The sequence below is a fragment of the Spirosoma sordidisoli genome (assembly GCF_004138325.1).
Taxonomy (GTDB): Bacteria; Bacteroidota; Bacteroidia; order Cytophagales; family Spirosomataceae; genus Spirosoma; species Spirosoma sordidisoli.
This window is the reverse complement of the sequence record NZ_SBLB01000015.1, coordinates 1-18,814: the sequence shown is the minus strand read 5'-3', so window position 1 is coordinate 18,814 and position 18,814 is coordinate 1. Positions and strand designations below refer to the sequence as shown.

At 54.6% G+C, this 18,814-nt stretch carries 19 protein-coding genes; 10 read left to right on the top strand and 9 right to left on the bottom strand.

The annotated features are described in order from the left end of the window. Nucleotides 1-232 precede the first annotated feature (232 nt). Nucleotides 233-637: a hypothetical protein gene (locus tag EQG79_RS29725; protein ID WP_077919864.1), complete on the bottom strand. Its 405-nt coding sequence runs from the start codon at nt 635-637 to the stop codon at nt 233-235. 84 nt (nt 638-721) lie between these two features. After that, nucleotides 722-1,294 (bottom strand): NUDIX hydrolase, encoded by a 573-nt coding sequence (locus EQG79_RS29720; protein WP_077920091.1) that lies wholly within the window; start codon nt 1,292-1,294, stop codon nt 722-724. A gap of 70 nt (nt 1,295-1,364) precedes the next feature. On the opposite strand from EQG79_RS29720, the gene EQG79_RS29715 reads away from it, so the two are divergent. Continuing rightward, a complete protein-coding gene (locus EQG79_RS29715; protein ID WP_077919865.1) occupies nt 1,365-2,264 on the top strand; it encodes a DUF2911 domain-containing protein in 900 nt (299 codons plus the stop codon). A 71-nt stretch (nt 2,265-2,335) separates the two neighbouring features. Here EQG79_RS29715 and EQG79_RS29710 read toward each other — a convergent pair whose 3' ends face one another. The 3 genes from EQG79_RS29710 to EQG79_RS29705 all read right to left on the bottom strand — a co-directional run bounded on the left by EQG79_RS29710 (nt 2,336) and on the right by EQG79_RS29705 (nt 5,182). Next, the gene (locus tag EQG79_RS29710; protein ID WP_077919866.1) at nt 2,336-4,033 is read right to left on the bottom strand and encodes a sodium:solute symporter; all 1,698 of its coding nucleotides are present in this window, start codon (nt 4,031-4,033) and stop codon (nt 2,336-2,338) included. Further along, nucleotides 4,030-4,155, bottom strand: a complete 126-nt coding sequence (locus tag EQG79_RS31520; RefSeq protein WP_255376557.1) for a hypothetical protein — start codon at nt 4,153-4,155, stop codon at nt 4,030-4,032. Before EQG79_RS31520 ends, EQG79_RS29710 begins: the two co-directional genes overlap by 4 nt. A gap of 133 nt (nt 4,156-4,288) precedes the next feature. Further along, a complete protein-coding gene (locus EQG79_RS29705; RefSeq protein WP_165358987.1) occupies nt 4,289-5,182 on the bottom strand; it encodes a hypothetical protein in 894 nt (297 codons plus the stop codon). A gap of 172 nt (nt 5,183-5,354) precedes the next feature. Between EQG79_RS29705 and EQG79_RS29700 the strand changes: the two genes are divergently transcribed. Further along, entirely contained in the window at nt 5,355-6,587 is a 1,233-nt protein-coding gene (locus EQG79_RS29700; RefSeq protein ID WP_129606758.1) for an aspartate aminotransferase family protein, read from the top strand. Between the two features lie 203 nt (nt 6,588-6,790). Here EQG79_RS29700 and EQG79_RS29695 read toward each other — a convergent pair whose 3' ends face one another. Further along, nucleotides 6,791-8,380: an acyl-CoA carboxylase subunit beta gene (locus EQG79_RS29695; protein ID WP_129606756.1), complete on the bottom strand. Its 1,590-nt coding sequence runs from the start codon at nt 8,378-8,380 to the stop codon at nt 6,791-6,793. Nucleotides 8,381-8,515: 135 nt separating this feature from the next. Here EQG79_RS29695 and porQ point away from each other — a divergent pair, with 135 nt between their 5' ends. Further along, nucleotides 8,516-9,541 carry a type IX secretion system protein PorQ gene (gene porQ, locus EQG79_RS29690; RefSeq protein ID WP_129606754.1) on the top strand — a complete coding sequence of 342 codons (1,026 nt, stop codon included), beginning with the start codon at nt 8,516-8,518 and terminating at the stop codon, nt 9,539-9,541. A 27-nt stretch (nt 9,542-9,568) separates the two neighbouring features. On the opposite strand, the gene gloA2 is transcribed toward porQ, so the two are convergent. The 3 genes from gloA2 to EQG79_RS29675 all read right to left on the bottom strand — a co-directional run bounded on the left by gloA2 (nt 9,569) and on the right by EQG79_RS29675 (nt 10,718). Then, nucleotides 9,569-9,958, bottom strand: a complete 390-nt coding sequence (gene gloA2, locus EQG79_RS29685; RefSeq protein WP_129606752.1) for an SMU1112c/YaeR family gloxylase I-like metalloprotein — start codon at nt 9,956-9,958, stop codon at nt 9,569-9,571. A gap of 4 nt (nt 9,959-9,962) precedes the next feature. Continuing rightward, nucleotides 9,963-10,151 carry a hypothetical protein gene (locus tag EQG79_RS29680; protein ID WP_077919872.1) on the bottom strand — a complete coding sequence of 63 codons (189 nt, stop codon included), beginning with the start codon at nt 10,149-10,151 and terminating at the stop codon, nt 9,963-9,965. A 63-nt stretch (nt 10,152-10,214) separates the two neighbouring features. Next, nucleotides 10,215-10,718 (bottom strand): SixA phosphatase family protein, encoded by a 504-nt coding sequence (locus EQG79_RS29675; protein ID WP_077920092.1) that lies wholly within the window; start codon nt 10,716-10,718, stop codon nt 10,215-10,217. Between the two features lie 170 nt (nt 10,719-10,888). Here EQG79_RS29675 and EQG79_RS29670 point away from each other — a divergent pair, with 170 nt between their 5' ends. From EQG79_RS29670 to EQG79_RS29640, 7 genes are all read left to right on the top strand, one after another. Continuing rightward, entirely contained in the window at nt 10,889-11,314 is a 426-nt protein-coding gene (locus tag EQG79_RS29670; RefSeq protein ID WP_077919873.1) for a hypothetical protein, read from the top strand. A 217-nt stretch (nt 11,315-11,531) separates the two neighbouring features. Continuing rightward, the gene (asnS, locus tag EQG79_RS29665; protein ID WP_077919874.1) at nt 11,532-13,001 is read left to right on the top strand and encodes an asparagine--tRNA ligase; all 1,470 of its coding nucleotides are present in this window, start codon (nt 11,532-11,534) and stop codon (nt 12,999-13,001) included. Between the two features lie 72 nt (nt 13,002-13,073). Then, entirely contained in the window at nt 13,074-14,156 is a 1,083-nt protein-coding gene (locus tag EQG79_RS29660) for a complex I subunit 1/NuoH family protein (protein WP_129606750.1), read from the top strand. Nucleotides 14,157-14,209: 53 nt separating this feature from the next. Beyond that, nucleotides 14,210-14,893: a phosphatase PAP2-related protein gene (locus tag EQG79_RS29655; protein ID WP_077919875.1), complete on the top strand. Its 684-nt coding sequence runs from the start codon at nt 14,210-14,212 to the stop codon at nt 14,891-14,893. A 504-nt stretch (nt 14,894-15,397) separates the two neighbouring features. Continuing rightward, entirely contained in the window at nt 15,398-16,213 is an 816-nt protein-coding gene (locus EQG79_RS29650; protein ID WP_077919876.1) for a phytanoyl-CoA dioxygenase family protein, read from the top strand. A 73-nt stretch (nt 16,214-16,286) separates the two neighbouring features. Beyond that, the gene (locus EQG79_RS29645) at nt 16,287-17,060 is read left to right on the top strand and encodes an SDR family NAD(P)-dependent oxidoreductase (RefSeq protein WP_077919877.1); all 774 of its coding nucleotides are present in this window, start codon (nt 16,287-16,289) and stop codon (nt 17,058-17,060) included. Between the two features lie 139 nt (nt 17,061-17,199). Beyond that, nucleotides 17,200-18,663 (top strand): DEAD/DEAH box helicase, encoded by a 1,464-nt coding sequence (locus EQG79_RS29640; RefSeq protein WP_077919878.1) that lies wholly within the window; start codon nt 17,200-17,202, stop codon nt 18,661-18,663. Nucleotides 18,664-18,814 lie beyond the last annotated feature (151 nt).

The window sequence follows — 18,814 nt, the reverse complement described above, 5'->3', positions numbered from 1 at the left end:
ATTAAAAGTCAGCTAATAATACCATCATTAGCACTTAATAAGCTCACTATCACGACACAAGGCCTGATCTGGAGCAATCTTTACCTGCCCATTGACCACAATCTGTTGTTTACCAACCTCAACCGGAACACAACTTATTCATTCCGATCGGCCAGGCAGACAATCTGGCTGTAAACGGGCATAAAAAAAGGCCAGTCCCTGTGGAACTGGCCTGTCTGAGAGCGTACACGTATTAGTTACCCGTACCCGACGCGCTCGTTGTATCAGCGTTTTTACGCGACTTGCGCGCAATGCCCGTACCCGATGAGTTGGTCACCGTAGAAGGACGCTGCATCTTATAATTCCGATCAGCCACATCGGTCGAGGGGGTGTGTTCAACCGTCACGCCACCTACTGGCTGCTGGGCAGGCACCTGCCGCTTGTAGTTGGCCAGATTAGCGTCGGTCGGTGCAGGTTGCTCAACCGCTACACCTGTGTTTTTTTCCCAGCTCCGGGCGGTAGCCGCTTTGTTGGCATGCTTGTAATTACCCGTCGAATAGGTTGGATCTTTACGCAGCTTGCGGTCGTCCTGCGCTGACGATTGGACAGCAGTAGCCAGTAAAGCTACGCCAACCAAGGCTATGTGTGCGAATTTCATTGACGTTCTGTGGTTTTGTTGTAAGGCAAATGTATAAATACCTACCTAACAAAAAAACCAGCAAAACACCAACTATGTTCTTCGTTAAAGCCAATTTTTTCGAAGCATTCTGAAAATTGAGGCATCTTTAGTCAATGATTCTGCTTTTTCCAGGCTAAACCATTGAATATCCTTCGTTTCGTGATTTGCCCGGAATGCTTCTTCCGGGTCTGCTTCAACCAAAAAACGAATGTCATAATGAAGATGTTCGGGAACGTCGCCCCGGGCCGGGATCGTATGAATATCGACGTCGAAAATAGCCGGCGATCCGTCTGCGTGCCCGACCAGTTTCAGGTTATTGAGCCCCGTTTCTTCCTGAGCCTCCCGCAGCGCTACAGCGGCTACATCCGGATCACCATCGGCATGTCCACCCGGCTGTAGCCAGCGGTCGAGTTTTCGGTGGTGAATCAACACCACACGGCTAATGGCTGGCTGGCCCTGGCCTGCTTTTTGCTCGACCACCCAGGCAGAGCCTGTTATATGGCCATCAGGCAGTGAACGCTCGAAACAGGCTGGATTCTTTTCTACAAAATCGATTGTTCTGGCAGTCATTGTCTGTTCTTCCGGATCGGCCGGCCGGTATTGCCGGAGCAGGTTCAGGAGCGGCTCTCTGTGCATGATGGTATTGGCTTTTGTGCCCAAAAAGCCGCAATTTCGCCCCTAGTTTTCTAAAACATACTACATAACCATGCGTAAACTCGTACTAAGTGGCATCACACTGGGCCTGGCTGCTCAGCTGGCTACAGCCCAGATCAAACTCCCCTCCCCCAGCCCTGGTGCTACAGTCATACAAACGATTGGCGTTACTGACCTGACCGTTAAATACTCCCGCCCCAGCCTGAAAGGACGTACCCCCTTCACGGAGGCTTTCGTGCCCAGCGGCAAGGTTTGGCGTACTGGTGCCAACCAGGCAACAGCCTTCACGACCTCGACTGACCTGATGGTGAATGGCCAGACGTTGCCCGCCGGTACCTATGCTATCCTGTCGATCCCGGCTTCTGACGACTGGACCCTGATTTTCAGCAAAGACCTAAGCGTTACCGAGCAGTCGTATAAGCAGGACCAGGATGCGCTGCGTGTGTCCATTAAGTCGTCAGCCACTGCGGAGCCTACCGAGACCTTCACGATTAATTTCAGCGACCTGACCGACAGCACGGCGTCCATGAATTTCATGTGGGCCAACAGAAAGGCGAAGGCCGATCTGGCCGTTAACACCAGTGCCAATGCCGCAGCCAGCGTTGATAAAGCCGTTGCAGAGAAACCAGATGATGCGGCCGTTCTTCAGGCTGCTGCCAACTACAACCTGAGCAAAGGCCGTAACCTGGACCAGGCAATGACCTGGATCGATAAATCGATTGCGGCCAAGGAAACGTTTCGCAACCTTTATGTGAAATCGCAGCTGCTGGGGAAGATGGGGAAATTTGCCGAAGCCGTCCCGATGGCACAAAAAGCCCTGTCGCTCGGTCAATCGTCCAACGACCCTTCTTTCCCATTCTTTAAGGATGCGATCGAGAAAAGCGTAAGCGAATACACCGCAAAACTGCCGGCCATGCCTGCTCTGAAGGGCAAGGGCAAGAAAAAAGCCTGATTATACAAATAACAGCAAAGGCCCCGGGCTACAGATTTGTAGTTCGGGGCCTTTGCTGTTATTTGGTTTGCCTAGGTGTTCAGCGTTTCCCGGCCGATCAGCTGCTGAATCAGCCAGGCGATTCCAACGACCAGCAGACACCCGATTGCGTTAAGCCATAGAAAGGCGGTAAGGTCATAATACCAGCTCAGCACTACGAACAGCTCGCCGATGATCGCGGCCCAGAACGTAGCCCGTCCCCCGATCGATTTAACGTAAAAGGCGACGATAAATACCCCCAGAATAACCCCGTAAAATAACGACCCCAGGATATTGACGGCTTCGATCATACTGCCCAGTCGGTTGGCAAACTGAGCCACAATGATGCAGAAGATGCCCCAGCCTATGGTGGCCCAGCGCGACGCATTCAGGTAGTGCGCATCGTCGGCCCGGCCGTTCACGAGCCGCTTGTACACATCGACAACCGTCGTTGACGCCAGCGAATTGTAAGCCGCGGCAATAGACCCCATCGACGCGCTGAAAATGACCGCTATCAGCAGGCCAATCAGTCCGTGGGGCAGGTAATCGAGTACGAACCGAAGAAAAACGTAATTCACATCGTTCGTGTCAGCCGCGGGGTTGTTCTTTTCAATCAGTTTGGTTACGTCTGCCTTTACGGTTTTGAGCGCGTCATCGGTCTCTTTTAGTACAGCAACAGCAGCCGTTTCAGCCGGTTCATTGTCGGTACGGATCGCGGCCTGCATGTCCAGCACCGCCTGCTGCCGCTGGGCCGTAAGTTGCTGATGCCGGGTCTCGGCCCGCTGATAGTCACTGGCGTAGGGGCTATCCCGGAGCCGGTCGGTTTCCTGTTTGTTGTGAAAGACCGGCGCCGGATTAAACTGATAAAAAACGAACACCAGCACCCCAACCAGCAGAATCAGGAACTGCATCGGCACTTTCAGCAAGCCGTTCATCAGCAGCCCCAACCGGCTTTGCCCGATCGATTCGCCCGTCAGGTAACGCCCCACCTGCGACTGGTCTGTTCCGAAATACGAAAGCTGGAGAAAGAACCCTCCGATCAGGCCTGACCAGAGGTTATAGCGGCTGTCCGGATCAAATTTAAGATCAATCAGGTTCATCCGGCCCGCTTTTCCGGCTACCTGCAGCGCATCGATGAACCCAATATCGTCGGGGAGGAGCCGCACCGTCAGGAATCCGGCCAGCGCCATGGCGAACGTAACAACAGCCATCTGCTGCAGGTGGGTGTGGGAAATAGCCCGGGTTCCTCCCGTTACCGTGTAGACCAGCACAATGCCCCCCATGATGAGGTTGGTCCAGTAGATATTCCAGCCCAGGATAGTAGACAGGATGATGGCCGGCGCGTAAATGGATAAACCCGTCGACAGACCGCGCTGGAGCAAAAACAGGCCTGCCGTCAGTGTACGGACGCGGGTATCGAACCGCTTCTCCAGGAACTCATAGGCCGTGAATACTTTCAGTTTATGGAAGATGGGGACAAACGTTACCGACAGGACCACCATGGCCAGCGGCAGGCCAAAATAGAACTGAACGAACCGCATCCCGTCCGAGAAGCCCTGTCCCGGCGCAGACAGAAACGTAACGGCGCTGGCCTGAGTCGCCATGACCGACAGCCCCACGTGGTACCACGGCAGCGACTGACCAGCCAGCAGGTAGTCGTCCATACTGCGGCTCCCGCGGCTTTTGACAATACCATAAACGATAATGCCTGCCAGCGTAGCGACGAGCACGCCCCAGTCAACCACGCTCATGACAGCCAGCGCATTAAGACGTAGAACAGGATAATTTCAACCAGCAGACTGCCGATGACAATGGCATACAGCTGGGGCCACGACCGGGCGAAAGGAGGTAAATCGGTAGGATCTTCGGACATGAAACGGCAAGGTTGTCTGACTATAACGGCGAAATTAGCGGAAATAATCGACCACTAAACAGTCTGCTGATCCGTTCAACAGACGCATTCGTTTGTCTGCCAGCCATTCCGCAATTATTGTACCGACTGTCTTCTACTTCCCGATGCGCAGATGATAACTGCCGTAGGGCAGAAACGTAATGGGGTTGCCGGCAGTCGAACCGACAATGATCGGCACGTAAGCCGCCAGATCGAAAGCATGCCGCCGACGGTCGAACCGGATTCCCGCCGAAAGCACCCCGGCAAAATCGAGACTCCGGTTGATACCACTGCCGAACAGGGCAAAGTTTTCGCTGATGAATGACAGCTTCGGGCTTACTTTCCGGACTAGCCCGAAGGTAGCCACGACATTGCGTGACACCGTCCCGTTCGACAGGCTCCACCCTAGCCCAAAGGTGGTATTGTTCTGTCGGTCGCCGGTAGTGACGATACCCTGAATGTACCCGATGCCTTCCAGAAATGAATCGAACCGGACAGCCGCGTACTGCGCATTTACCCCCAGCCGCAGCCGGCTACTGACCGGCACCGACACTTTCGTGTTCAGGCTGAACAGGTTGGTAGGCAGGATCGAGTAGAAGGTAGCACCCACACTCCAGTTATCGGTCACACCGTATTCAAACTGGCTTATATACACGTAATAGTTCCGGTAATACAGTCGCCCTTTTTCGGCCGAGAACGCCGTTGGCGCGATACGCATCGTTTGCGGAAAGAGGTTTGGATAGGCTACCCCTTCGCCCCGAACGCCGGTCTGCTCGATTCGAAGGATCTGGTCGGTCCGAAGTCGGATTTCACCCAGGTTTTTGGTCCGGATCAGGGCTTCTGTGCTGTCCTGCCGCAGCAGTTCGCCCCGTAGCTCCGTACCGTCCTTCAGCGTGATGCTGTACTGGCGGGGGGCCGGGGCAGCCTCCTGTCTGGGTGGATAGTAGTCATGCTGCGCGGCTACCAGCCCAGGCAGCAGCAACAGCAGCAACAGATAAACATGTTTCATGGTCATAGACTTCGGCAAAAAGAGGATGTGGTGGTGAAAAGCGGGATGAACTAATCAGGGACGCTGGCCCTGGCTTAGCCCGGGCGGACCAGAGATCGGGGAGTTGAATGAGCAGAACTGTTTTCCCGGTTGGGTGTGTTAGGATAGCATCGACAATATTGACAAATTCATCATGTATTCGGTAACCCACCGGCAGTTATTTTTCCAGCACGTAGCCCAGACCTCCGACTTTCCCCTAGCGTTGGAAATAGACCGGGCCGAAGGCGTATATATTTATTCGACGGCAGACTCGGACGGTACGTCGACACCGTATATGGATCTGATCTCCGGCATCGGCGTCAGCAACGTCGGACACCGGCACCCGCGCGTACTGGAAGCCATTCAGCACCAGCTGGATAAATACCTGCATCTGATGGTCTATGGCGAGTACGTGCAGACCCCGCAGACGCAGCTGGCTCAGGCCCTGGCCAGTACCCTGCCGCCCGGCCTCGATACGGTTTATTTCACCAACTCCGGTACCGAAGCGGTGGAAGGCGCCATGAAGCTGGCTAAACGATATACCGGCCGTACCGAAGTGATCAGCTGCGTTAATGCCTATCACGGTGCCACCCAGGGAGCGCTGTCCTTATCGGGCGATGAGAACTTCAAACGAAATTACCGGCCCTTGCTACCCGACGTGCGGCACATCCGCTACTCGAACTGGGACGATATCGATCAGATTGGTCCCCGAACGGCAGCCGTTGTGATGGAGGTCGTAGGCGCGGAAGCGGGGGTCAGGGTACCCGACGAAGGGTATCTGCAAGCCGTTCGCCAGCGCTGCACCGACGTGGGAGCGTTGCTGATCTTTGACGAAATACAAACCGGGTTTGGTCGTACGGGTACGTTCTGGGCCTTTGAAGGTGCCGGTCCAGCGGGGGTGGTTGTACCCGATATTGTTCTGTGTGCCAAAGGAATGGGCGGAGGCATGCCGATCGGCGCGTTTATCAGCTCGGCCCAGATCATGCATGTGTTCAGGAACAACCCAGTGCTGGGCCATATTACAACCTTTGGCGGTCATCCGGTTTCGTGCGCTGCTTCGCTGGCTACGTTACAGGTGATCCGGGACGAAAAGCTGTACGAGCAGGCCGAAGCCAAGGGGCAGCTGTTCCGTCAGTTGCTGAAGCACCCGGCCATTCGTGACATTCGGGGAAAAGGTCTGTTACTCGCCGTTGAGTTCGATTCGTTCGATGTGCTCAAACCCATCATCGACCGCGCTATTGCGGGTGGCGCGTCGGGAAACGGCCCGGGCGTCATCACCGACTGGTTTTTATTCTGCAATAATTCCATGCGGATAGCCCCCCCGCTCATCATCACCGACGAGCAGATTCGAGAGGCCTGCGCTATTATTCTGAAAGCTATCGGCTAGTTACGTAGCCGGGTCGGGTTCGTCTACGGAAACAGCACCGAAGCCGTACCGACCAGCAGAGCCAGGCCGAAAATGATCAATAAACCGATCAGCACCGTTCGGAGCAGGCTACCGTTTTTTTTGGGCGTTGGAGCAGGCATTATAAACTGGCTTGTAACGGAACCCGGTCACGAGCTACCGCTTCATGACCGGGTTCCGTGTTTTTACAGGGGAATATTTCCGTGTTTTTTCTTCGGCATGGTGGCCACTTTATTCTCCAGCATCCCAAACGCCCGGATCAGCTTATGCCGGGTCTGGTCGGGCATGATGACCTCATCGATGTAGCCTCGGTTGGCAGCCCGGTAGGGATTGGCAAACTTCTCGGTATACTCCTGCACTTTTTCCTGCAACTTGGCCTGCGGGTCTTCGGCTTCGGCAATCTCCCGCTTGAAAATAATTTCGGCAGCCCCGCTCGCGCCCATTACCGCGATTTCGGCCGAGGGCCAGGCGTAGTTCAGGTCAGCGCCTATGTGCTTGGAGTTCATTACGTCATAGGCCCCGCCGTATGCTTTGCGGGTAATTACTGTTACGCGAGGCACGGTGGCTTCACAGAAGGCAAACAGCAGCTTGGCGCCGTTGGTAATAATCCCGTTCCATTCCTGATCGGTGCCGGGCAGAAAACCGGGTACGTCTTCGAGCACCAGCAACGGCACATTGAAGCAATCGCAAAACCGAACAAACCGGGCCGCCTTCACGCTGGCGTTAATGTCGAGCACACCGGCCAGTACGGCAGGCTGGTTCCCCACAACGCCGATACTACGCCCACCAATCCGGGCAAAGCCAACGACAATGTTCTCCGCATAATTCTTATGCACTTCGAAGAACGTGCCTTCATCGACGAGTTCGTCAATGACTTCGCGCATATCGTAGGGCTGGTTCGGATTCTCGGGTATGATCTGGTTCAGCGCCGGGCGGCTTTCCTCGCGGGTGGTGTCGTACGGCAGCCGGAATGGCTCGTCTTCGCAGTTCTGGGGGATGTAGCTGAGCAGCTGTTTGATGTCCTGAATACAGGCCAGTTCGTTGGCACTGGCAAAATGGGTAACCCCCGATTTGGTACTGTGGGTACTGGCCCCGCCCAGTTCTTCGGCCGTTACGTTCTCATGGGTTACGGTTTTGACCACATTGGGGCCCGTCACGAACATATAGCTCGTGTTTTCTACCATGAAGATGAAGTCGGTAATGGCGGGGCTATACACGGCTCCGCCAGCGCAGGGACCCATGATTGCCGAGAGCTGCGGAATAACGCCCGAGGCCAGGGTGTTGCGATAAAAAATATCGGCATAACCCGCCAGCGACAGAACCCCTTCCTGAATACGGGCGCCCCCCGAATCGTTCAGCCCGATGAGCGGTGCACCGTTCTGCAACGCCAGGTCCATCAGCTTGCATATTTTTTCGGCATGGGTCTCGGAGAGTGCCCCGCCAAAGACCGTAAAGTCCTGTGCAAACACGTAGACCAGTCGTCCGTCAACCGTGCCGTAGCCCGTCACGACACCATCGCCCAGGTAATGTTCTTTGTCGAGGCCAAAGTCGCGGGTTCGGTGCATCACGAACTTACCGATCTCCTCAAACGACCCTTCATCGACCAGGAGTGCGATTCGCTCACGAGCCGTTAGTTTGCCTTTGGCGTGTTGGGCATCGATCCGTTTCTGTCCCCCGCCAAGTTCAGCTTCGGCGTTTTTCTGGGCAAGCAGATCAGTTTTTGATGGTTTGCTGAGCGCATGTAGGGGTACTTCCGGACGGGTTTCGGTTTGCATAAGTCGGTTTGTCGAATCGATGTTGGCAAAGTTACGTATTCGTTAAGTACGCGATAATATTTAACCCGAATCTTCGCCAGTCGATTTTTACCGCCCTGAAATTTGGCGTTTCTTTGTCACATCTTGCTCTCTGGTTTGAAACGCGCGCTCTTTTTTTCGTGGGTGGTCTTTCTGGGACCGCTGCTGAGTCAAGGCCAGCCTCTGGGTGGCCAGCGGGTGTTTTCGTTCCTCGATCTGCCCACCCACGCCCGCGTAGCGGCTCTGGGTAGTACCGTTGCCAGTGGTCTCCGTCCCGACGCGCCCTATTTCCTGAACAACCCGGCGCTGGCCGACTCACTCCCCGACAACCAGCTGTCCATTAGTCTGATGCCGTATCGGGCTGCGGCCCGGTATTATACCCTGCACTATGGCCTACCCGTCAGATCGGCCGGCACCTGGGCGGTTGGCCTGCAGTATCTGACCTACGGCCAGTTCGATCTGACCGACCCCGGCGGTAATACGCTCGGCACGTTTTCGGCTAACGACTATGCCCTCAGCCTCACTCATGCCCGCACCGAAGGCAATTTCACCCTCGGCGCTACCATAAAGGCTGTGGGGTCGACCATTGAAACCTATTCAGCCTTCGGAATTCTGGCCGACCTGGGCGGTATCTGGCGCCACCCGAACGGAAATCTGACGGTAGGTCTCGTCGCCAAAAATGCGGGCTATCTGCTCAAAAACTACGGTCCGGCCGAGGCCGACCTTCCCTTCGACCTCCAGGCTGGCATCACCCTGAAGCCGCAGTACGCCCCCATTCGGGTGACGCTGACGGCCCATCATCTGCACCGGTTCGATATTACCTATAACGACCCCAACCTGGCCGTTCGGTTCGACCTGAACGGGAATCCGATTCCGCAGCCGGTAAGCCTGGCCGAGAAACTGGCCCGTCACCTGAGCGTGGGCACCGAGTTTCTCATCAGCCGGCATGTGCATCTGATGCTCGGCTATAATCATCAGAAACGGCAGGAAGGCAAGCTGATCACGGGCGGAGCGGGCGTCAGCTTCGGCGCATCCGTACAGGCGCGGGGCTTTCAGCTCACCTACGGACGCTTTACCTCAGTACCAACCGCCGGTACCAGCCAGCTATCGATGCGAATTGATCTGGGTCAACTCCTCAACTGATGGCCTGCTGCCAGCCTGGTTGGCTCGCTACTCTTCGTACAACTCCAGGGGAAGCTCGTCGGGATCAGCAAAAAACGTGAACCGCCTGCCCGTCTGCGCGTCGACGCGGATGGGTTCCGTGATTACATTATGTTCTGTCAGGTGCAAGACGGCCGCGTCGAGATCAGCTACGGCAAAGGCGAGGTGCCGAAGACCGAGGGCTTCCGGGCGCGACGGGCGCCGGGGCGGATCGGGGAACGAAAACAGCTCGATCTGGTAGTGTCCATTGACGGCCAGGTCGAGTTTATACGATTGTCGTTCCGCTCTGAACACTTCTCCCACTACGGTTAATCCCAGAATCTGGGTGTAGAAATGCTTCGACCGCTCATAGTCCGAGCAGATGACGGCGACATGGTGAAGACCTGCGAGTTGCAGCATGGTTTCAGGGAGTAAGCAGCGTATCGGAGAGTAGCGTATCGGCGGTGGTGCCATCCCGTTTAAAGGCTCGTTCTACTTCCCTGCGTTTGTTCCAGGGCGCGGTAGTACGGCGCCCCATATCGATAGCCAGCAGAGCCACGATGGCTGTGAAGACAATAAAGACAACGATAAAAATACGACGGTTGCGATTCATGACGATTACAGCTTGCTAAAAGCAGCACCTTGTTTCCGGGTCAATAATGCAGGGGCGCTTTTCTTATGAATTAGGCAGCTTTTTAGGCGCTATCTCAAAGGCCACCGACCCCGTTCGGCCCGACACCTCGGACCAGTTCAGCCCTTCGAACGAAACAGCCACGACGGCACCTTTGCTCATTGACCCGATTGACTGATGGGTCAAGAACTCGGCAAAATACGAAACGTCCGGATTGTGGCCCACAATCATAGCCGAATCAATAGTATCGGGCAAATCGTTTATAGCTTCCAGATACGCTTTAGGTCCACCATCGAACAGATTTGGGTTGAGCTGAATCTGACTCGTCTCAAAGCCAAGCTGTTCAGCCACTACCCGAGCGGTGTCTTTGGCACGCGGAGCCGTGCTGCTGATAATATGACCCGGCATAACCTGCCGACTGTGCAGGTACCGACCTACGCGGGCGGCCGCCATAATACCTTCCGAAGTAAGTTGCCGGTCGTGGTCTGCGGCAAACATGTTCCGCTCTTCAGCTTTGGCATGACGAACGATATATAAGGTACGCATCATCATAGATTGGGTTGTATCGGCAGCCGGCTTGGCAGGGTTAGGCGCTTACCGAGCCGGTTTGTTTAGGTTCATTTAAACAAAAAATAAAGCAACTTTATGGATTTAGTCCAAAAAGCGACTAATTTTAGAGGTTGCAAAGCTATCAAAGTCATTAGAACGATACTACTATCATGCGTTTTCAAGGCGAAAATTGTACGCTATCGTTCGGCCTTTCCCTCGACAAAGGCCTGGTCCGCTTATCGGGTACGGTATGGCCACTACGGCAGTCTACCCGCTCCCAGCCCCAGCAACCCGTAGTGCGGTTTCATTCGCTGTTGCCGCCGGATCAGTTGACCGCCCTGCAGACCTGGCTGGCTTCCGAATCGAGTACGCCACTCCCCTTCACGGACCCCATACGCTATGTCCGGCGACTTTCTTCACCGGCTGGCAACATAACCCAGCTGGAGCTGGAGCTGTCTATGGAGCAGGTCCCTGTCTGGTGGAACTGGGAAATCCGGTTTCCGCTGATCGTTCGGCTCGACATCCGCCAGCCCGAGTTCGTTTACCTCACCCGGGCCCTTCAGCGCGACTCCTGGTCCGTTGACCTGAGCTGGTAACTACCCGTTTCAACAACCGCCCTCCGTTCTGTCTTGTTTACTCTTCGGGTGCTTTAGCCCCCACAAAACAGGCGTTTGAAACGTATATACTGTTGTTTACCTCTATACGCAGTAACATGCCCTTTTGTGGAATCGAGCTTCACCTAAAACAGAAGTGGGCGATTCAGTCGACAATCTGTATTTTTGCGGGCCGATCCCCTACTGATCGCTTTTTTTTATGAGTTATCTACCCATTCAGCAGCTGCTCAAATCTGCAACCGTTGGCACCAGTGTTACCGTAAAAGGTTGGGTCCGCACCAAGCGTGAAAGTAAAAACGCGGTTTTCATTGCCCTTAACGACGGTTCTACCATCAATACCATTCAGGCCGTAGCCGAAGCGGGTCAACTTCCTGACGAAACCCTGAAACTCATCACGACCGGAGCCTGCCTGGCCATAACGGGCCAGCTGGTAGAGTCGCAGGGTGCCGGACAGTCGGTAGAGGTAAAAATTGCCAGCGTCCATATCTACGGACCGGCCGACCCCGACAAGTACCCGCTCCAGCCCAAAAGACACTCGCTCGAGTTTCTGCGTGAGATTGCCCACCTGCGTCCCCGAACCAATACCTTCAGCGCCATTCTCCGCGTTCGTCACGCCCTGGCTTTTGCGGTGCATCAATATTTTAACGACAACGGATTCTTCTACCTCAACACGCCCATCATAACGGCCTCCGACGCCGAGGGCGCTGGTGAGATGTTCCGGGTAACGACACTCGACCCGATCAATCCGCCCCGCACCGACGATGGCAAAGTAGACTACAGCCAGGATTTCTTCGGCCGCGAAACGAACCTGACCGTGTCGGGTCAGCTCGAAGGCGAACTGGGTGCACTGGCGCTGGGCAAAATCTATACATTTGGACCCACCTTCCGGGCCGAGAACTCCAACACGACCCGTCACCTGGCCGAGTTCTGGATGATTGAGCCCGAGATGGCCTTCCACGAGCTGGAAGATAACATGAACCTGGCCGAGGATTTCGTCAAAACCGTTATCCGCTACGCCCTTCAGCATTGTGCCGACGATCTGGCGTTTCTGGACAACCGGCTCAAGGAGGAAGAGAAAACAAAGAAGAAAGAAGAACAGAGCGAGTTGAGTCTGCTCGAAAAACTTCAATTCGTGATTAGTAACGAGTTTGTCCGGTTAACCTACACCGATGCGATCGACATTCTCGTCAATTCAAAACCAGCCAAAAAAGGACAGTTTCAGTACGAAGTTAGCTGGGGCGTTGACCTACAGTCTGAACACGAGCGGTATCTGGTCGAGAAGCATTTTAAGAAACCGGTTATCCTGACCAACTACCCCCGCGACATCAAGGCGTTCTACATGAAGCAGGACGAGGCCCAGGCCACCAACAGCCGGGGCGAGGTACTTGGCCAGACGGTTCGGGCTATGGATGTGCTCTTTCCCGGTATCGGCGAGATCATCGGTGGATCGCAGCGGGAAGACGACCTCGACAAGCTCGTTACCCGCATGCAGGAAGTCGGGATCGATCCGGAAACCATCTGGTGGTACCTCGATACACGCCGGTTCGGCTCGGCCCCCCACGCCGGATTTGGGCTGGGTTTCGAGCGACTGGTGCAGTTCGTGACGGGTATGGGCAATATCCGCGACGTTATTCCTTTCCCGCGCGCGCCCAAACAGGCTGAGTTTTAACCCCTGACGCTGCCAGCGACCTGAACCGGCGGGTCGGGCCGCTGGCAGCGTCAGGCATTTCCCTTGTATGCTGTGCTGGCTCTTCCTCTTTTCCTGCTGATTGCTTCTGGCTTCGTAGTCGTTGGTGTTTATACCGAACGGAAGGTGTCGGCGTTTATGCAGGACCGGCTCGGCCCCATGGAAACAGGTAAGTGGGGATTGCTGCAACTGTTTGCTGATCTGCTGAAACTCCTGCAGAAAGAAGATATTGTACCGACAGCCGCCGATCGTCGATTGTTCCTGCTGGCGCCGGCCGTCATTTTTGCCTCTGTCTTCGCCGGCTTTGCGGTACTACCCCTTACGCCGGATGTACAGGGGTCGGGAGCCGCGGTGGGCGTCTTTTACCTGATGGCCATCGTTTCTTTCGATGTCGTGGGCATCCTGATGGCAGGCTGGGGGTCAAACAACAAATATTCGCTGTTCGGAGCCATGCGATCGGTGGCCCAGATCATATCCTACGAAATTCCGCTGGGTCTGATGATCCTGTGCGTAGCCATGATTGCGCAGACGCTCAACCTGCAGGAAATCAGCTTTCAACAGGGTATTTATACGACAGATACCAATTACCTGTTCGGCCTCAAATTTCTCGGCATCGACGTAACGGGCTGGGGGGGCATTTTTGCCTGGAACGTTCTCCGGAATCCGTTTTTACTGATCGCCTACGTAATTTTCTTTATATGCACGCTGGCCGAGAGTAACCGCGCCCCGTTTGACCTCCCGGAGGGCGAGTCGGAGATTGTGGGCGGGTTCCATACCGAGTATTCGGGCATGCGGTTTGCGCTGCTCTATCTGTCGGAGTATGCCATGATGCTCCTAGTGTCGTTTCTGGGTGCCGTCCTGTTTCTGGGTAGCTGGAATACGCCCCTTCCCAACATCGGACCTGTCCGGCTTGCTGACTGGACGAGTGGCGCGCCCGGCACCGTATGGGGTAACGTAACGGGGGCCTTCTGGCTATTAAGTAAAGTATTCCTGGCGGTGCTGCTCCAGATGTGGGTCCGGTGGACATTCCCCCGCATTCGGGTTGACCAGATGATGTTTCTGTGCTGGAAAGTGCTGACACCGGCCGGTCTGCTGCTGCTGCTGGCATCGGGTATCTGGCGATTGCTGATGGTGTAACTGGTACAAACGAGCTGGCTTTCGTACCTTTGCGGCCTTTTTAGCGTGTACAAATGCGTATTCTTTCTCCTGATCCCACTGGCGATCTGGCCTGGCAGGCAGCCTGGCAACAACCTATTTTCCGCATCAAGTTTTTTGTGGGTCTGGCCTGTACGCTGGCGTTGCTAGTTACCTTTCCGGTTTTCTTTCAAACCATAGAACAGCACCAGGGTCCCGTTCTGAACGACTGGGTGCTGAACCAGCTACCCCCTCAGGATGTATCGCTGGGTATTTTCCTGATCATTTGGGCCACGGCCCTGTTGCTCATCGTTCGGGCCCGACGCAGCCCGGCCATATTTATGATGTTCACGTATGGCTATATCATCGTTAGCCTGTCCCGCATGCTGAGTATCAATCTGGTACCCCTGAATCCGCCAGCTGGTCTCATTCCACTGATAGACCCGATCAGTAATGCATTCTACGGCAAAACGTATATTACCAAGGATCTTTTTTACTCCGGTCATACGTCCAGTATCTTCCTGATGTTCCTGTGTCTGCGCCGGTGGTGGGACAGGCTGCTGGCCTTGATTGGGTCACTGCTTGTCGGGAGTCTATTGCTGGTACAGCACGTACATTATACCGTGGATGTAGTGGGGGCTTTTGCATTTACCTACCCGCTTTACTGGCTGGGTAAACGGCTGGCCCTCAGCGGCTGGAACAGGGTCGAAAAAAACGAAGAAGAACGGTCTGTATCATGAAAAGCCGGCTGCCGACCAGCACCAACATAAACTCCGCCCCAATTCAGGATAGCTCGGTAAGGGATTCCGTTTAAGGGACAACGTTCGCGATTGCCGGACCTGCCTCGACCAATTAGGCTACAAAAAAACTACCAGCCACATAGGCGGATATATTTATCCGGTTCGGTGCATGGCTGTAAACCTGATTATCAACCAGTAGAATAAGAATATTACGCGTTCAGGCTGATTTGTTATTTACTAACCGGCTATCGGTTTATATCGAATGAGCCGGACCAAAAATCAACTGACAGTCAACATATTACCTTATATCTGCAGGAGAATGACACCTATTTACGGAAGAAGAGCCAATTAAAGTCGAATTAATTATATGGCGGTAAAGTAATCCCAAAATTGTAAATTTATTAGATTTGGCACGTTAAGATAATGTTACCTCGTTGATTCTGTCAGCTCTACACCCATACAGCTAGTACGATACCGAAATACCCGCATTGCAAAACCACCGATATGAGCAAAATATTCTTGCCCCCGTTTACCCTGGGCGAAACCATTACCACAGAACAGCGCCAGTTTTTTAATAAACACGGTGTGATTGTTTTCAAAAATTTTATTAATCCCGAAACCGTAAAATTATTTATCAGCGAAACCATTCGCATTGAACAGCAATGGCTGGATGAAGGTCGCGATAAAGTGAATGGAGTTCCGCTGAAATTCGGGAAGGATGAAGCCGGAAACCCCATGATTCAGCGGATGTGTTTCCTGTCGCAGCACAGCACAGCCCTTCATGAGTTTCTACAGGACCCGCGCCTGCAGGCCGTTGTTGATCTGCTGCAACCGTACGAAGGTCGCATCGCCGAAATCGAAAAAGACGGACTTATTCTCAACCACTATGTACGCACCCCCAACAGCAAATTTTCGCAGATGGGCTGGCATACCGACAGCCCCCGCGACATTTTTCTCGGGCAGCGCATCATGCCGATGCTGAACGTAGGCATTCACCTGAACGATACGCCCTACGAAAATGGTGGCCTGCGCGTTATTCCGGGTACCCATAAACAGGGGATCATCAAGATGCTGTTTCGGAAGAAATACTTCGTGGACAACGACCCCGACAAGCACGAGATCGGCTTCGACATTCAGGCAGGGGATCTATCGGTACATGACGGACGGCTCTGGCACCGGGCTCAGCAGTCGCCCCACTTTGGCGAAGCCAGCCGTCGTCGGGTCATGTACGTGCCGGTTGTAACGGGTAAGTACATGCCCAAGCACGAAAACAGTAAGACGCCGTTCTATCACCGGTTTATCTCGAAAGTAAATATTTAAGTATACTGTTTACGGTATTTGGCCTCCGGGACTCGATCCGCATGGGCTAAATACCGTAAATCGTTTTTTGTGTATGCCTTACGCTCTGATTACCGGTGCCAGCCGTGGCATTGGCTTGGCCATTGCCGATGAACTGGCCCGCCGACAGTTTGACCTCCTGCTGGTAGCCCGTTCAGAGTCGGTGCTGCAACAGCAGGCCCGTCGGTTAGCCGACACCTACGGGGTTCGCGCCGAGGTGCTGGTTGCCGACCTGGCCGCAGCCGATGCCGCCGGGCAGGTATTCGGCTGGTGTGAGCAGAACGGGTATACGGTACAACTGCTGGTCAATAACGCCGGCTACGGCTTGAGCGGACTCTTCGAAAGCCACGCCCTGGCCGAGCACCTCGACATGCTGGCGGTGAACAATACCACCCTGGTAAAACTCTGTTACCTTTTTTTACCCCAGCTCAAGCAACAGCCCCGCGCCTACATTTTAAACATTGGCAGCTCGGCCGCCTACCAGGCCGTACCGCGTCTGAGTCTGTACGCAGCTTCCAAGGCTCTGGTTCTGCAGTTTAGCCGGGGCCTGGCCCAGGAATTGAAACGCAGTTCGGTCTCGGTAACCTGCGTTTGTCCCGGAGCTACTGATACCGACTTCGTTACGCGGGCTCAGATTGGCGAAAAAGGTCGCAAAGCAGCCGAAAAAGTGAACATGACCCCCGCCGATGTAGCCCGTCAGGCAGTCGATGCTACGCTGGCGGGGCAAACCGAAGTCGTTACGGGTGTACTCAATAAACTCGGCAAACTGATGGCCTGGCTCATGCCGAAAGCCGTGGTTGAACAGGCTGCGGGCAGTATCTACGAGTAGGAAGAATTTAACATACCGGCAAGTATGGCACTTTCTTTGCCATAGTGGGGTTGTAGACGTATAACTTCATTTTTTCGACGTTGGATGCTGGACTTCATGAACACCGTTTTTCCACTGCCTATCGACGTCCAGCCTACCCATGCAATTTTCCGATTTATCACTGATTGAACCAATCCAGAAGGCGCTTGCCGAAGAAGGATACACTACCCCTACTCCCATTCAGCAACAGGCAATTCCTATTTTACTCGGTCGGCGCGACCTCCTCGGCTGCGCACAAACAGGTACGGGTAAAACAGCCGCCTTCGCTATCCCGATCTTACAACTGCTTAACGAAGAACGGAGCAAAAGTGCGGGTGGTCCCCGGCGCATCAAGACGCTGGTTCTTACCCCAACGCGTGAGCTGGCTATTCAGATCGACGAAAGTTTCGCAGCCTACGGGCGGCACCTGAACCTGCGTCATGCCGTTATTTTTGGGGGTGTATCCCAGCATAGCCAGGTCAACGCCATCAAAGCCGGTCTGGATATTCTGATTGCTACGCCGGGCCGTTTGCTCGACCTCATGAATCAGGGCTTTATCAATCTGCGCGATGTACAGTTCTTCGTGCTGGACGAGGCCGACCGGATGCTCGACATGGGCTTTATTCATGACGTCAAGAAAGTCATCGCTAAACTACCCGAACGTCGTCAGTCGCTGTTTTTCTCGGCTACCATGCCGACCGATGTAGCCAAACTGGCCGATACCATTCTGCATAACCCCGCCAAAGTTGAGGTAACCCCCGTATCATCGACGGCCGATACCATTCAGCAAGCGATGTATTTCGTCAGCAAGGAAGATAAGCGCAAACTGCTGGTTCATATCCTGGATGATCAGCGCATCAAGTCGGCGCTGGTTTTTGCCCGCACCAAACACGGGGCTGATAAAGTAGTGAAAGACCTGGTTCGGGTGGGTATCAAAGCCGAAGCCATTCACGGTAACAAGTCGCAGAATGCCCGTCAGCGGGCGCTCTCGAACTTCAAAACCCGCGAAACGCGGGTGCTGGTGGCAACCGATATTGCGGCCCGCGGTATCGACGTCGACGAACTATCGCACGTGATCAACTACGAACTGCCGAACATTCCCGAAACGTACGTACACCGCATTGGCCGGACCGGCCGGGCAGGAAACGACGGCATAGCCCTGTCGTTTTGCGACGCGGAAGAAACGGAGTTTCTGCGCGACATTCACAAACTGATCGGCAAGCAGGTTCCGGTTATCGACGAACATCCGTATGTACTGGATATTGACACCACTAAAGTGAATCCGGCCCCACCGCAACGCCAGGGTCGCAACGGTGGCGGCAACCGGCAGGGCAACGCCCGCCCCCAAAACGGAAACGGTCGGATGTCGAGTGCCTCATCGGGGAACGGTCAAAACCGCAGCAACAGCGGTCGACCCAATTCGTCGGGCAATGGCAACTCGTTCCGGAGCGAAGGCACCAAAGGCGGACAAGCCCGCAACGGCAGCAGCCAGGGCCGGCAACGGAATGGTTCCGAGCAGCGCCCCAGCCGCGGCACCGGCAACAGCCGGTTCACCAATTTTGGCTCGTCAGACAAAAACTACTAACCCGCTGGCTCCACTGAACTGGCTAAACATGAGTCATCCCGAATTTTGAGTGATGGCAAAGACTACCATCAAGGCATTCGAGATAGCTACCCGTAACCGATAAATCGGCACTGAAGCAGTTCGGTGCCGATTGCCGGTTCTGGGTACCCAG

Excerpts from the sequence above, each read along its gene's own strand:
- EQG79_RS29725 (WP_077919864.1), bottom strand. The coding sequence starts at position 637 with ATGAAATTCGCACACATAGCCTTGGTTGGCGTAGCTTTACTGGCTACT.
- EQG79_RS29720 (WP_077920091.1), bottom strand. The coding sequence starts at position 1,294 with ATGCACAGAGAGCCGCTCCTGAACCTGCTCCGGCAATACCGGCCGGCC.
- EQG79_RS29715 (WP_077919865.1), top strand. The coding sequence starts at position 1,365 with ATGCGTAAACTCGTACTAAGTGGCATCACACTGGGCCTGGCTGCTCAG.
- EQG79_RS29710 (WP_077919866.1), bottom strand. The coding sequence starts at position 4,033 with ATGAGCGTGGTTGACTGGGGCGTGCTCGTCGCTACGCTGGCAGGCATT.
- EQG79_RS31520 (WP_255376557.1), bottom strand. The coding sequence starts at position 4,155 with ATGTCCGAAGATCCTACCGATTTACCTCCTTTCGCCCGGTCGTGGCCC.
- EQG79_RS29705 (WP_165358987.1), bottom strand. The coding sequence starts at position 5,182 with ATGAAACATGTTTATCTGTTGCTGCTGTTGCTGCTGCCTGGGCTGGTA.
- EQG79_RS29700 (WP_129606758.1), top strand. The coding sequence starts at position 5,355 with ATGTATTCGGTAACCCACCGGCAGTTATTTTTCCAGCACGTAGCCCAG.
- EQG79_RS29695 (WP_129606756.1), bottom strand. The coding sequence starts at position 8,380 with ATGCAAACCGAAACCCGTCCGGAAGTACCCCTACATGCGCTCAGCAAA.
- gloA2 (WP_129606752.1), bottom strand. The coding sequence starts at position 9,958 with ATGCTGCAACTCGCAGGTCTTCACCATGTCGCCGTCATCTGCTCGGAC.
- EQG79_RS29680 (WP_077919872.1), bottom strand. The coding sequence starts at position 10,151 with ATGAATCGCAACCGTCGTATTTTTATCGTTGTCTTTATTGTCTTCACA.
- EQG79_RS29675 (WP_077920092.1), bottom strand. The coding sequence starts at position 10,718 with ATGATGCGTACCTTATATATCGTTCGTCATGCCAAAGCTGAAGAGCGG.
- EQG79_RS29670 (WP_077919873.1), top strand. The coding sequence starts at position 10,889 with ATGCGTTTTCAAGGCGAAAATTGTACGCTATCGTTCGGCCTTTCCCTC.
- asnS (WP_077919874.1), top strand. The coding sequence starts at position 11,532 with ATGAGTTATCTACCCATTCAGCAGCTGCTCAAATCTGCAACCGTTGGC.
- EQG79_RS29655 (WP_077919875.1), top strand. The coding sequence starts at position 14,210 with ATGCGTATTCTTTCTCCTGATCCCACTGGCGATCTGGCCTGGCAGGCA.
- EQG79_RS29650 (WP_077919876.1), top strand. The coding sequence starts at position 15,398 with ATGAGCAAAATATTCTTGCCCCCGTTTACCCTGGGCGAAACCATTACC.
- EQG79_RS29645 (WP_077919877.1), top strand. The coding sequence starts at position 16,287 with ATGCCTTACGCTCTGATTACCGGTGCCAGCCGTGGCATTGGCTTGGCC.
- EQG79_RS29640 (WP_077919878.1), top strand. The coding sequence starts at position 17,200 with ATGCAATTTTCCGATTTATCACTGATTGAACCAATCCAGAAGGCGCTT.